The organism is Vogesella amnigena, assembly GCF_042648905.1.
In the GTDB taxonomy this organism is placed as follows: Bacteria; Pseudomonadota; Gammaproteobacteria; order Burkholderiales; family Chromobacteriaceae; genus Vogesella; species Vogesella amnigena.
The window spans coordinates 42,042-55,674 of record NZ_JBHRYH010000008.1; the positions used below are offsets into that span (position 1 = coordinate 42,042).

9 protein-coding genes are annotated in these 13,633 nt (G+C 48.1%); 7 read left to right on the forward strand and 2 right to left on the reverse strand.

All coding sequences use genetic code 11. The annotated features are described in order from the left end of the window. The first annotated feature begins 203 nt into the window (after positions 1 to 203). Genes ACFOKJ_RS03305 through ACFOKJ_RS03325 form a run of 5 tightly spaced genes read left to right on the forward strand, consistent with a single transcriptional unit; the run spans position 204 to position 9,774 of the window. A complete protein-coding gene (locus ACFOKJ_RS03305; RefSeq protein WP_390276634.1) occupies positions 204 to 1,847 on the forward strand; it encodes a nuclease-related domain-containing protein in 1,644 nt (547 codons plus the stop codon). Between the two features lie 12 nt (positions 1,848 to 1,859). After that, positions 1,860 to 5,027, forward strand: coding sequence for a hypothetical protein (locus tag ACFOKJ_RS03310; RefSeq protein WP_390276636.1), 3,168 nt, complete (start codon positions 1,860 to 1,862; stop codon positions 5,025 to 5,027). A 15-nt stretch (positions 5,028 to 5,042) separates the two neighbouring features. After that, the gene (gene drmB, locus ACFOKJ_RS03315; protein WP_390276638.1) at positions 5,043 to 6,869 is read left to right on the forward strand and encodes a DrmB family protein; all 1,827 of its coding nucleotides are present in this window, start codon (positions 5,043 to 5,045) and stop codon (positions 6,867 to 6,869) included. Positions 6,870 to 6,871: 2 nt separating this feature from the next. Beyond that, a complete protein-coding gene (locus ACFOKJ_RS03320; RefSeq protein ID WP_390276640.1) occupies positions 6,872 to 8,092 on the forward strand; it encodes an AAA family ATPase in 1,221 nt (406 codons plus the stop codon). Beyond that, on the forward strand, positions 8,092 to 9,774 hold the full coding sequence (locus tag ACFOKJ_RS03325) for a hypothetical protein (protein WP_390276642.1): 1,683 nt from the start codon (positions 8,092 to 8,094) through the stop codon (positions 9,772 to 9,774). Before ACFOKJ_RS03320 ends, ACFOKJ_RS03325 begins: the two co-directional genes overlap by 1 nt. A gap of 114 nt (positions 9,775 to 9,888) precedes the next feature. Here ACFOKJ_RS03325 and ACFOKJ_RS03330 read toward each other — a convergent pair whose 3' ends face one another. Next, on the reverse strand, positions 9,889 to 11,193 hold the full coding sequence (locus tag ACFOKJ_RS03330) for a DNA cytosine methyltransferase (RefSeq protein ID WP_390276644.1): 1,305 nt from the start codon (positions 11,191 to 11,193) through the stop codon (positions 9,889 to 9,891). Positions 11,194 to 11,341: 148 nt separating this feature from the next. Here ACFOKJ_RS03330 and ACFOKJ_RS03335 point away from each other — a divergent pair, with 148 nt between their 5' ends. Further along, positions 11,342 to 11,980: a hypothetical protein gene (locus ACFOKJ_RS03335; RefSeq protein ID WP_390276715.1), complete on the forward strand. Its 639-nt coding sequence runs from the start codon at positions 11,342 to 11,344 to the stop codon at positions 11,978 to 11,980. Positions 11,981 to 11,983: 3 nt separating this feature from the next. Here ACFOKJ_RS03335 and ACFOKJ_RS03340 read toward each other — a convergent pair whose 3' ends face one another. Next, complete coding sequence (locus ACFOKJ_RS03340) at positions 11,984 to 12,757, reverse strand: HNH endonuclease (RefSeq protein ID WP_390276646.1); 774 nt, start codon at positions 12,755 to 12,757, stop codon at positions 11,984 to 11,986. A gap of 234 nt (positions 12,758 to 12,991) precedes the next feature. Here ACFOKJ_RS03340 and ACFOKJ_RS03345 point away from each other — a divergent pair, with 234 nt between their 5' ends. Next, on the forward strand, positions 12,992 to 13,414 hold the full coding sequence (locus tag ACFOKJ_RS03345; protein ID WP_390276648.1) for a helix-turn-helix domain-containing protein: 423 nt from the start codon (positions 12,992 to 12,994) through the stop codon (positions 13,412 to 13,414). Positions 13,415 to 13,633 lie beyond the last annotated feature (219 nt).

A 13,633-nucleotide genomic window follows, 5' to 3' on the forward strand; every position in this document is an offset into this window, starting at 1 on the left:
CGAGTTCCAATTGGGCATTGGCGGCCCCCCTTTCATTCCAGTATCATCAAACCCAAATCGCATCCATGCAAGAGTTCTTCACGCTGGAGAACATCTTTGACCCTCAGGTCTTTTGCCGAGGACAAGTGCTTTAGATTCGCAAGCAATGCACGCATACTGCGCAAGCATTTGATTAATAAGAAAATTAAAGGTTAACAATGAGAATGGTGCCACCACTGCCTCCTGCAGGGGCAACAGGATCAGAGCATGATATCTTTAAGCTATTGGAGCGCACTGAGGCAGGTGATGCGGCTATCGTTTTCACCTCACTCAACCTTTCAGATCACGAATATAAGAAGTGGGGAGAGATCGACTTCGTCATCGTGACCCCAGAGGGACTTCTTGCTATTGAAGTCAAGGGGGGCCAAGTACACTGCGATGAACGCGGCATTTGGCGCTACGAGAGCAGGGGTAAGCGTCCTATTGAACGAGCAGAGTCGCCAATGGCCCAAGTAAGCTCTGCTTACTTTGCTCTAAGAGACAAGTACCTCTACCCACATCTTGATCGAAAGCTGGTTGACGCTGCTCCTACTGGGTTTGGGGTAATTTTTGCTCGAACATCACAAAGAGATGCAATAAACCGAGGCATTATCGGCGGCACAGAAATGCCCGCGGAGATAGTCGCGACCTTAGAAGATCTTGATTCTGTCCACTCCATCACGGAGATGCTTTCTAGATTTTATTCATATTGGCGCTCTAAGAGCCGTCGAACATTAAGACGATGGACGAAAGATGAAGTGGCGACCATCGCTGGCACGATGCGACCTTGGTTTGATAGGGTCATACCACTTTCTCTTTCAGCAGCTCGCGTACGCGAAGAGCAACTATCCCTTACCGTTGAACAATATGGACTCCTTGATTTCTGTGACCGTTCCGACCGCGTGCTTTGCACTGGCGGTGCAGGCTGTGGAAAAACACTCATTGCAGTAGAGTGTCTTCGCAGGGAAATGCACCGTGACCCCATCTTGGTGACGGGAACCGAATCACTTGCTGCCCACTTGCAAGCGTCCCTTGTTCCTGATCGGTCACGAGTTATATCTTTTTCAGAACTACTAAAGACCCCCCCCTCTGCGCGGCATACCTACGGGTGCCTCATCGTAGATGAAGGCCAGCAACTAACAAACCCCAATGCACTCAACGTTCTATCGAGCATTATCCGTGGCGGGCTGAAATCTGGACGGTGGCGCTGGTTTTCGGACCCAAACAATCAAGTACTTGAGGACTGTACTTTTGATAAAAGTAGTCAGCAATACTTGGAGTCCTTGGCATTTGTTGGTTCTCTTACTCGCAATTGTCGCAACACACCTCAGATCGTCAGTACTGTGGAAACAGTAACTGGAGCATCAATTGGTAGTCAGAATGTACGCGGCCAAGGTCCAGAAGTCATATTTGCAGCTGCACCAGACCCAAAAAAGCAAATCGAATCAGCCGCCGCAACAATACGCAAGTGGCTGCAGGATCCAGAAATCGCGCCAGGGGAGATTGTATTGGTGTCTACTCGAGCGATAAATGAATCGTCCATCCCCGAAATCTCCCGCCTAGCCGGTATTCCTTGGAAAAATTGGGCAGCAGGTTGGAATACATCCCCCTTCCATCGGCAGGCCTTAGCAGCTGCCACTATCAATGAATTCCGAGGATTAGAGGCACCATTTATCGTGATTTGCGATGTAGATAAGCATGCGGACGATCCTGTTAAGCAACTTTACCTTGGAATGACAAGAGCAAATTTTGGATTATTCGTAATGGCAGATCACGACGTAATTACTAGGGCCGTCACTACAGCAGCCCAGTCCAAAATCACCACCTAGGGAGACGGAGAAATGCCCGGATATGCACCTCGCGATAGCATAACGACATACCTAAGATCGGTCCTCTTTGGACCGACCGGCGGAGAGACCGAGCAAATAACTGGTACCCCATTCCTACGTTACCTGACGGGCATCTTATTTCCGGCTGGCGTAGAGGTAGAGGAAACCATTCAAGCCGTCACAGCTACCGCTGACGAGTTTGAAGCGCAAACAGAACATGGGGATGAATCCACAGGAGACCAAGGCGGTGGCATCGACCTTGCCGCAGAGGCACTCCCCGCAGCTGTAGGTATCAGCTTCAAAGTATCAGATAGTAGCGAGATACGATGTAATGTCTGGGCCGCTCGCTATGAACAAAAAGATGAAGATTCCAGCCATAGCGGACGTGGTGCGTCCGTCTGGAATCGGCGGCCACTAGCAAGCAAAGACACCCCAGAGGTCGTGCTTTTAAAGAAGACATCAGGGCCAGTTTCAGTTCTTGAGGGCCGCGCCAAAGTTGTACCATGCTGGCGTTCCTTACAGGATGGTACAGCCATAGTGACAATTGCGTTGGTTAACACCCAACATGCGAATAAGAGAGGCCCAGACCCCGCACTATCGTTGTTTCAAGTTGGAATGCGATGTGAAGTCGAGGATGGGATCCTCCCATACCCAAAAATTGGCACGAACCATGATCCTGAGTCAGAAGAAGCAGAAGTCGAGTTTCTTTATCGATCCGTACAACCGTTTGCACGAGGACATGGTGCCGCTGCTGACTGGAATACCCCAATCGATGGCAGGTCCAATTGGGTTTCTATCGACTTTATACCAAGCGTCGACGTGCCGAAAGCAACGTTTGAGCTTACTGCACCAGATGTTCATCCCAATTGTTGTGACCTTACATTCCTTGTAAACGCTGACCGTCCTCAGGTTATAACTGCCCTCCGCTCGCTCATTACCGCATACAGCATATGGGTCGAGAAGCAAAACGAAAGTGTTCCGAACAGTAGTAACCCTAAGGTTGCAAAAAAGTTTGCGGCCAGAGCCAGTGACTGGCTAAGAAGAATGAGCTTAGGGGTTGATCTTCTTGAGAACAATGAAATTGCATGGCAGTGCTTCAGATTGGCAAACGAAGCAATGGCTATGCAGATGGTGCTAATCAAAGAGCGGCCTAAAATTCCATACAAGCGTTCCGAGCATAAGTCATGCCCACCATTTGACTTTAAGGGCCGCTCTTGGCGCCCATTTCAGATCGCATTTCTAATCGCAACGATTGAATCACTAGTCAACCAAGGTTCAGCTGATCGCGACATAGTAGATGTTATTTGGTTTCCAACTGGCGGCGGTAAAACTGAGGCCTATCTGCTCGTTTCGGCCTTTGAATTAATCAGGCGCCGACTTGTACATGGCACTCAAGACACAGGAACCGCAATACTAAGTCGCTATACACTGCGTTTTCTCACCGCTCAGCAGTTCCAGAGAACTAGCGCTCTTATCGTTGCCCTCGAGATGCTCCGCAGGAAACGTGATGAAGAGCTCGGCCATCGACCATTTTCCCTCGGACTCTGGGTTGGAGAAAGCGTAACACCAAATCAGTTCCGAAAAGCTCACGAGAAGCTTCAGGAACAACTTGAAAGCCGCAATCCTAAAAATGGATTTTTGCTACAAGCATGCCCCTGTTGTGGAACAGAGATTTTCCCAACCCGCATGCCCAAAGGGCAGAAAAAATGGTCCCAAAACGATTTTGGGGTGATAGCCCAGCCTGACAAATTTATCTTCAGATGTGTCAGTGATAGTTGTGAATTTAAGGAAGAACTTCCGCTTAACGTTGTAGACGAGGCGCTTTATCAAACGCCTCCTTCACTGCTACTTGGAACCGTCGATAAGTTTGCGATGCTACCTTGGGACGATAGGGCACGCGTCTTTTTTGGGGGGCAAGATGACTCGTCAATCCCCCCCTCGCTAATCCTGCAAGACGAACTGCACCTTATATCTGGCCCCCTTGGGTCTCTAGCAGCACCCTATGACGCAGCGATTGATGCGGTAATTGCAATGCGTGAAGGTAAAGCTAAGCGCATTGGCTCAACTGCCACGATCCGGAATGCTCACGAACAAGTACGAGGGCTTTACGGTAGGGAGGTTTCCGTTTTCCCATCACCAGGAAGTCGATGGGACGATGCATTTTTCTTTAGCACGGACCATCAAGCCCCGGGACGCACATACTTAGGGGTAATGGGGCAAGGCTACATTAAACCTGTCGTTGCCATGGCCTGGACCTCGGCCGCCTTGCTGCAATCAGTTCGGGAAGTCCCCCTTTCCCCTGAGGCGCTTGATTCGTATTGGACTTTGCTTGCCTATCACAATAGCAGACGCGAACTTGGCCGAACCCTTACTGCCGCGCGAGATGAAGTCCAAGCCCGTATAGCAGCCATTGCATCATCTACTGCGCTGGCAAGAACCATAGGTGAACCACTAGAGTTGAGTGCACAAATGGTTAAGAGTTTGGGCGAAGCGATCGAGGCGCTAGAAAAGCCATATACCTCAGACGACCCACCGGTTGATCTAGTCCCATGCACTAGCATTATCTCCGTTGGAGTCGACCTAGATCGCCTCGGAATCATGTTGATGAATGGGCAGCCCAAACTAACTTCCGAGTACATTCAAGCCACAAGCCGCGTTGGGCGAGGAAAAGTTCCAGGCCTAGTTGTATCTCTCTTCTCGGCATCAAAACCAAGGGACCGGTCGCACTATGAAGATTTCCGGGCCTACCACGAAGCGATATACAGGCACGTAGAACCAACGAGCGTTACACCATATGCGTTGCCTGCCAGAGAACGGACTCTACACGCTGCGCTGGTAGCTGCCATTAGGCACGGAACAGGGTTTAGATCCAACGACGCTGCTAAAAATGTGGATTTTTCAGACCCCAAAGTTAGAGATTGCGTTCAATTTCTTTTGGAAATCATGTGCGCATGCGACAAATCAGAAGCAAGCCATGTATCAGACTTGATGAATGATCGAATGCAAGAGTGGCAAGAAGTCGCAGAGTCTGGGTTTCCATTGTTATATGAGCGACGTCAGGTGGGATCACAGTTCGCTGCCCTCCTTACAGAATATGGGAAAGCAAAAGCTGGAGCATGCTGGCCGACCATGATGTCAGTCCGAAATGTAGATGCTGAAGTTCGCATTAAGGTTGTGTAAGGCAAGGAAATAAAAATGGGTGATAAGTCGATACGTGCAGCACAACTGATTTCTCCTTTTGGACCTGGTGCAGTTGTAGATCTAGGCAGTGAGTCATTCGTCTGCACTGATATTTCACGCTGGCCAGAATCCGAGTGCCCAGTACTTCCGGACAATGCGTTACAGCGTGCCCTCATGGCAGATATTCGGCGCCCACCATCAGCTGAACAGCATGGTGCAGTACCATTCAGTCGATTTCCTCGATGGATGTTCTGTCCCTCATGTCGGCGACTTTATAATTACTCGCATGCTGATGATGAGCGAAATGAGTTCAAGCAACCAATGTGCTCAGGTGGAGAATGCGTTGAAACAGCGCTAGTACCAATGCGTTTTGTCGCCGCCTGCGAACACGGTCACCTGCAAGATGTTGATTGGTACCGGTGGTGTCACAGGAACACCCAAATTCCTGAGAATGGTCAATGCAGTAGACAGACAGCGAAGATGACCTTCGAAACTTCTGGAGCTAGTGGCGGTGACTTCAATGCCATGGCAATTGTCTGCAAGAGCTGCGGACAGCGTAATACTTTCGAGGGTTTGACTAATCGACCATATCCATTCAGCTGCTTAGGTCGCCAGCCATGGGAATCGCATAAAATGTCGACCTGCACTGCAATACCAAGGGTTTTCCCTAGGGCCGCAAGCAACATCTACTATGTTGCTACACGTAGCGCATTGGACATTGGTTCTGGTGCAAGTGAAAGTGGACAAGATCCTCAAAAAGCACTCAGAAGCTGGCTTGTTGCCCATCCAAGGATAATAGGATTACGTTCTGTTTTGGTTGCCATTCCAAACTGGCAACAAATGCCTGAACTATTTAGTGACATCATCAACTCAGGCGTGGATGAATTCGGTCTAAACGAAGAAGATGTCCGCGGTGCGGTGATTGATGTGCTAAGTGGGGAAAATATCAACAATGCCGAAGATAAAACATCTTTTGACAAAAGTCAGCATAGTTTCCTAATTTCAGAATGGCCGTATCTCGCGCGACCTAGTGGCATCCAATCAGAAAACCTTAAAACTTCAGTCCAATTTCTGCATGGAGCTTGGCCCGCAGAATATTCTCGTCCATTCGAACAAATTACCCTAATAGAAAGATTGCGTGAGGTGCGCGCTCTAATTGGCTTCAAGCGTGTAAAACCCGATAACACTGCAACAGAAGTGCCGGTTGACTTAGGGGCAGGACTCAATTGGTTACCGGGAGTAGAAACTTTTGGCGAGGGAATTTTTCTCAAGTTGTCCGAGTCTTATGTGAGCACATGGGAAACACTTGTAGCACCTGCCATCTCCGATTCTCTTAAACATTTAACAGAAGCCTGCTCTAGGTGGGGTCGAGAACCTGCCAGTGTCTATGCGTCGCCGCGCTTTATTGCGTTACATACCTTGGCACATGGCTTGATTAGACGACTTTCGTTTGATGCCGGCTATTCATCGTCATCAATTCGTGAACGTATCTATTGCGACACCGGAGTAAATGCCGCAGCGGGCATCTTACTTTACACCTCTGATGGAGACACTGAAGGTTCACTTGGTGGACTAGTCAGGCAGGGGAACCCAGAGCGGTTTCTTACAACGCTACAACGAACGCTAGCGGATCTTTCCTGGTGCTCTGCGGACCCGGTCTGCTCAGAATCAGAGAAGCAAGGTATTGATGGGATGAATGCCGCAGCGTGTCATGCCTGTGCACTAGTGTCGGAGACAAGTTGCACTTTCAATAATAGCCTTCTTGACCGGAGGCTTGTTATTGGCTCGCCTGATGGTAGGATACCTGGGCTTCTTAACGATATTGCTCTACAAGTCAAGTAACTATGAGATTCCCCAAGTTAACTGATTTAGATCGTGATCAGACGGCAATCTATCAAGGGGCCCCACCCGAAGGCAGTGTGTTGATTGTTGGCCCGCCCGGAACTGGGAAAAGTGTGATTGCATTTCATAGGGCTCATTACTTATCCAATCTAGGTCGCAACCCAAGAGTCATGATGTACAGCAAAGTGCTCGTCCAGTATGCCTCAAACCGGGGAGAGATAGCTCAAGGCGTTACTGTTTCGACATTACATTCCTGGCTTTATAGGTGGTGGGGGTCTTTTATGGGGAAAAGGGCTACCCCACCAAAAGTCAATGGCAGTAAATTTGAGCACAACTGGCCAATCATTCAATTTCACACTTTAAGTACCATCACATCAAAGAGGCAATTGGGGGGGGTAAACTGGGGGCATCTGATTATCGATGAAGGCCAAGATTTCTCTCCTTTAATGTATCAGGCATTAAAGATTATCATGGATGTTGCCAATGCCAAAGGAGCTAAACCTCCACTTGCAGTTACCGTATTGGCAGATGAAAACCAGCGCCTAACATCTCATCGCAATGCTACGATCGAAGATATCCGCATAAATCTTGGCCTTTACCCAGCGGCAGAAAATGTATTTTTACTAAAAAAAAATTATAGAAACACTAAAGAAATTGCGACATTTTCTAATTTCTTCTACGCTGGGCTTCCAAGCGGCATACCTGAGTTGCCGACTAGAACGGGAGACCTTCCTGTTGTAAGCATCATATCGCGAGACACTCACGATAGTTTCTTGATTGCATGTGCAGACAAAATTGGGCGCTATGCAAAAATCAGACGAACGGAGGAGATTGCTGTATTAGTAATGGGAAACATTGAGCGTAAGAAAATGTTAACCTGCCTCGCGGATCGCCTTAATGGCTCTGGGGTAATTTTGCAATCATATGCTTCCAATGATGCGAATTGGCCTGCCCAAAATCTTGATTTTGACACCCCGGGGCATGTTACCGTTCTAAATTACACTAGCGCCAAAGGATTGGAATTCGATGCGGTCTTTCTTATCGACCCTGGAAAACTAATGCATGGAGGCTCATCTGAGATCAATACAAAGATGGCATTGTACGTTATGTGCTCTCGTGCGCGGGCAATGTTGAATGTAATGCTAATCGGCGATACTCATATGAAGACGCTACTGTCGTGGATTCCTACCCAATCTGGCGTGTACGAATTGGAGAATATTTGATGGAAGCAACATCGACGACCACAAAAAAGCAAATAAAAAAAAATACCCCCATGTATCTGGCAATGCACGAGAACAATATTGCCATGTGTCTCGCTAGTGGATTTATTTCACCTCGGCTAGAACAAAATGCGGCAAGGGACCATCACCTGACCTCCGGAGGGCTTGTAATAGAAGCAATTAAGCCGACACATGCAGCCCTTGTCGGCGCCCAAGGAGACTTGCCCTATGGGATGGTTGTTCTGGTTGAAATAAAAAATATTGAAGATCATACACTGGCAATTCCTGTAATTCCAATTAAGCAGGTGAAGAGATTTGCATTTCAATCTCAGAAGGCTTTAACGGAGTTTTCTGCAAGAATTTCGGCATACAACGACATTCCTGGCGGGCTTGTTCCATTTGAAGTTGCCCCAGAGCTTTTTGAATCAGACGAATTATATCAAGCTGCACCCGAAGAAGAAAATCAAGGAAAAAAAATTATTGATGTACCAGAATCGAAAGACGGTTCAACATCTCGTGATCCTTTTCAATCGATAGCAGTCATAGAAGCTTGTGCAGGGGCATTTGCAGCTGGGATCTCTACTCTTGCATCATCACAAGGATCATCGCTATTTAATAGACTGCACGGTTATGGTGGTGAAAACATACAAATCGACTCACCAGTTGAATTTTCTGTTTCTCTAGCAACTCATTTAGGTCTATCGACAGAAAACGATGTATATCAGCCACTGATAGCTGCACTTGTTCCCATTCTAGCCTCCACCAATGCTTCAGATGGATTTAGTGCCACGTCTTTGCTTCGAAAATTAGAGGCAATTTTCGGATCGCCAAGTGATACGGAATCAGCAACGGCTCTACAAAAATTTGTCAAATTCAGTCAAGATATTATTGCATTGCGCAGAGACCTTCCCGATGATGCCTTCTCGGATCAAGAAGGATTCGCGGTCCCTCGAGGCGCACTATTATTTTTACTCAATCCGGAACCCGAGACACTTGCTGCAGTAAAGCTACGTATACCTAATTTGGGAGAACGAGTTTATTTTGTTGCGGCCTTTCTTGTGGGAATGCGAGCGGGAGTAGCCAGACTCCCAAAAACAATGAAGGCGTCTAGAGAGGCTTTTCTTGCAATTCCTGACTTTATCCTTTCTATCATACAAAAAAAATCAAGGCCACTTCAAACTATTTCCCGGTGGGATAAAAATGGTACACAGCAGGTAGAAGTTACTTGGAATGGTTCGACTCTTGTCGGCGCTACTCTGCCCGCAAAAGTCAGCTTGCAAGTACTAGCCGATATCGCCCGATCCTTAGGTATCAATATGAGCTTCTCTGCCGTCAATGGAGCCTTAGTTTCGCCATTAAATAAAGATCACATGACTGCCACCTTATCTTTAGAGGAAGGGGCTACTCCCACATTCCCTAGAGTCCCTGCCTGTGTTGCAACCCTTAAAATTGACTGCAAAGTACAGAAAAGAATTGCATTAAAAGCACTAGAAAGCATCAACAAAGAAATGCTGAATAGTGGGATTTTTTGTCAGCTTACCGATGAAGTAAAAAATAGAAAGCTTGAACTTAAGACATACTTACTTGAACCATACAGCTCAGAGCAGTTGAAATTAGCTATAGAAACCCTATGGAAGCACACGAGTCATCTATCAATAAATAATAATCCAAACCCCACAAAATGAACCTTGTTTAGATGTGTAAATGCCCGCCTCTGAAGGCGGGCATTTACATAGACATCACATCATGCCAAGGAATAAAACAGCTTCAAAATGAAATCACCTTCACACCCTAAAGTTCTAAAACTCCCCAATGGAGTTATTTAGTGCATTCAAGCCAGAGGCTTTACTTTCTTTAACCAATTTGACTAGAATATTACCGATAGCCTCTGCCAACAATGGGGGAACAGCATTGCCTATTTGAGTATACCTAGGACACTCAAGTTTTCTTTGTTTTCCACCAGTTGTGTATTTTCCTTGAAAGGCAAACCAATCGGGAAATGATTGAAGCCTTGCATTCTCACGTGCGGTTAAAATCCTTGGCTCATCGTAGTGCAAGATATCATCAGGCAACGTTGTGATCGTTGGGGAGGGAGTATTTGGATCAAGTACCGTAGTTGCATGCTTCTTGGTACCAACCAGCTCACGCTCCTCCTTAGACAAGCATCGCCCTGGTCGGCAAATTTTTTGAACTGTCTTGAAGTATTCAATTGTACTTTGCTTATGATTGGCCAGCCTTCTGCTATTAGGTGCGACATGACTCCCTGTACGCATAAGGACTTGATAAGGCGTAAAACCAGAATCAAACGGATACGTTGCTTCAAAAAATCCAGGGACACCCGAGTCCACGTTTGCAACTAAAGATCTGCCCTTAATTTCCAAATCAGAAATCGCCTCGGAAGTTGTAACATACCGATCTGTGGGTAGGTTTCTTTCCGCCCTGAAATCTATGCTGCTCAATCTGAGAGATTCTAATAGGTCTACACCTTCACGCTTCCATTCTTTTCGCTCGCAGATCATTAAATAACGGTGCCTCATTTGTGGCACGCCAAAATCAGCGCAGTTTACGATGCCCGGATACACGTCGTACCCCATGTGACGTAGCCGGTCGGCAACGTATTGAGCGTAAGAAGTTTTTTTACCATTGGCCACGAGCTCGGCCAGGCCCTTCTCGTTCTCGAAGCGCATGTCAAAACCAGCCACGTTTTCAATGACCAGAAACCGAGGCTGGACTAACCCTACCAAAGAGAGATATTGCTCCGTCATCTTGTTGCGAGGGTCGGCTGGGTCCCGCCGTCCCGCTGTGGAAAAGCCTTGGCATGGCGGGCCACCTACAATGAGATCGATGGTTCCTCTCAGGGAAGTTACCTGCTCGTGATAGTTGGCGAGCAAGTCCTCGCAGGTCATCGATTGCTTTGGGAGCCACTCCGGCCAGTCGAACTGATGCCGAGTACCATCGACCAGGTTGTGCCGTAACGTCAGGAACGCGAGCGGGCTTTTCTCTATGGCAAAAACGCCTTGGCACCCCGCTTCGAGCAGCCCGAGAGACAGCCCTCCGCAACCGGCGAAGACATCGATGAAACGCAGCTGGTTTGACTTCTGCATGTGGCTGCAACCCTTGTTATTTCTTGGTTATACGGATTTTGGCAAAAAACCGCTTAGGATACCAGGACTACCTGAGAGATGCCCAGGAATGGTGACTAGAAAGCAACAAGGAATCCCGTCTAGATATCGCGTAGCTCACCTAAGGAGCATGTTGATTGCATGGCACGCATGGGCTCGTCGGTCTTTCCCGTGGCGAGCTGATGGAGCGAGTCTCTATGTGAAGATCCTTGTCGAAGTATTGCTACAGCGCACAAGGGCTGAAACGGTAGCCAGGTTCCTGCCAGGGTTTCTTGATCGTTTCCCAAGCTGGGCAGAGCTTGCCGTTTCTGACGAGAGAGCGTTAGGCGAAGCACTGAAACCAATCGGCTTGTGGAGGAGGCGCGCGGCTCCACTGCACTCCCTTGCGCTAGCGGTAGTAGAGTCCAATGAAAGTTGGCCAATTGACCGAGAATCGCTTGAGGCGCTACCTGCAGTCGGCCAGTACATTGCAAACGCAATCTTGCTATTTGTTCACGGACAGCGGCAGCCACTCATGGATGCAAGCATGGCCAGGCTCTTGCGGCGATACTTTGATCTATGCCCACAGAAGGCCGACATCCGCCACGACCCGGTGCTCCACGAGACCGCCTATAAAGTGCTAGCGGAGGGGGATGCTGTCGAGCTCAATTGGGCCATGCTCGACCTGGCCGCTATGGTATGTCTACCGCGAAATCCCCGATGTGAGGATTGTCCTCTTAAACGCACCTGTCGCTATCGCCTGCACTGCAAAAAAATGGGCACCAACTAACTACTATTCAACTTCCCCTTTTCGGGCGTGCATCAAGATACGTAACTCTTCTATCGAATATGCAGGCCTGCGTCTATGCAGCATGGAATGACAATTTGGACAAACTGGTCGTAAGTCCTTCACAGGATCCAACTCATATTCCTCATTAATGTCGGCAAGTTGCTTCAGGTGATGGACATGAATGAATCCGTTCCCTATGGCGCCATAATATTTCTCAAAATCAAAGCCGCATACTGAGCAGGCGTGGCCATATATTTCGATACACAACTTCCTGGCCTGTGGATTCCTTTCATACACATTGACCAAAATCGACTTGGCTGCACCTTCAATGAATTTTTCGGTGCCTACCAATTCTTCAGCTAATACTTCATATCGTTGATCGGCGGAAGGGTCGAATGACCATGTTATTTCAACAGGAGTAATGGTTTTGTGTGATTTTGCACACGCCATGCCTGCAAATGTAAACGGGTCACGATCACTTTCTCTGTAGAAAATAAAGATGTCGCCATCAGGCTTGAGCATGGACTGGATCGATTTTTGCGTAACATTCGAAGCTGTCTTGCCATACCAAACGAGCTCATCGCCGATGAACCTATTACCATAATCGTGCCCTGTCCGACCCGGGGTGCCAACATTGCAAAAGATAAACCAGTCGCCATTGAAATTGGTATATCCAGTATTCCAATTTCCTTTCTGTTTGCTATCAGGGACTTGGCACACCTTATATATATCGGCCTTCGTGTATCGATTCCCAACCGTAAAGTTGTATTTTGGCATCCATTACTCCGTTACAAGAAATTACACGCCCACTTAAAAGAGCGTCCAGCGCCAAGTTGGTCATGACTCATGAGTGTACTACCAGCCGGGTACGTGCCGATTTCTGACGTTGGAAACACGAGCCCTGCGAAATTGTGATTTAAATAAATCATTTAAACTGAGGCAAAGATTTTTGACATTTCATTCAAAGAAAACTACTCTTTCTAGTGATATTCATATTAACCACCGGTCAACATGAGCCCCTTCTCCAAGTATCTACACCAGTTGCGCACAAGCTACGGCGTCCGACAGGTCGAACTGGCGGAGTGGCTTGGCTATGAACAGAGCTACATCTCTGCCCTGGAAATCGGCACTAAAGGGCCCCCGACTGCCGAGTTCGTCCAGCGCCTAGTCGATGTACTGTCTCTTACGGAAGAGCAACAACAAGAGTTGCAGAAGACCATCGAGGCATCACAGCGCAAGCTGGTGATACCTACGGGTGTGCATGAAGACGTGTATTGGTTGATGCAGGACTTGCGTAAGCACTTGAACACGCTTCGCCCAGCCGAGATCAACATCATCCGGGAAATCATCAAGCTGAAAGACAGCCCCAGCCCAAATCTCTCCCTGCCTGTTCGGCAAGTACGTTCGCGTCGAAAGGAGGAAGCCAAAATGTAAACGGGACAAACCTTGCGGCTTGCCCCGTTGGAGTAAGTGCCTGACGACACGTACGTTTCGCGACTTCAGTATCGTCACCACTCCCTCCAGCGTCAAGCCCTACTCTGCCAAACATCACCTGCGTTTCCGCTGGCCATGACCCGCGGTGGGCTTCTTTACGCCCCAGCCCAGGTGATTTCAATTCTGTGATCAGCACCGAATAGGCAGCGCTTTGCCTGC

What these genes read in the sequence shown, in the direction of transcription:
- ACFOKJ_RS03305 (WP_390276634.1), top strand. Translation starts at nt 204, where the DNA reads ATGGTGCCACCACTGCCTCCTGCAGGGGCAACAGGATCAGAGCATGAT.
- ACFOKJ_RS03310 (WP_390276636.1), top strand. Translation starts at nt 1,860, where the DNA reads ATGCCCGGATATGCACCTCGCGATAGCATAACGACATACCTAAGATCG.
- drmB (WP_390276638.1), top strand. Translation starts at nt 5,043, where the DNA reads ATGGGTGATAAGTCGATACGTGCAGCACAACTGATTTCTCCTTTTGGA.
- ACFOKJ_RS03320 (WP_390276640.1), top strand. Translation starts at nt 6,872, where the DNA reads ATGAGATTCCCCAAGTTAACTGATTTAGATCGTGATCAGACGGCAATC.
- ACFOKJ_RS03325 (WP_390276642.1), top strand. Translation starts at nt 8,092, where the DNA reads ATGGAAGCAACATCGACGACCACAAAAAAGCAAATAAAAAAAAATACC.
- ACFOKJ_RS03330 (WP_390276644.1), bottom strand. Translation starts at nt 11,193, where the DNA reads ATGCAGAAGTCAAACCAGCTGCGTTTCATCGATGTCTTCGCCGGTTGC.
- ACFOKJ_RS03335 (WP_390276715.1), top strand. Translation starts at nt 11,342, where the DNA reads ATGTTGATTGCATGGCACGCATGGGCTCGTCGGTCTTTCCCGTGGCGA.
- ACFOKJ_RS03340 (WP_390276646.1), bottom strand. Translation starts at nt 12,757, where the DNA reads ATGCCAAAATACAACTTTACGGTTGGGAATCGATACACGAAGGCCGAT.
- ACFOKJ_RS03345 (WP_390276648.1), top strand. Translation starts at nt 12,992, where the DNA reads ATGAGCCCCTTCTCCAAGTATCTACACCAGTTGCGCACAAGCTACGGC.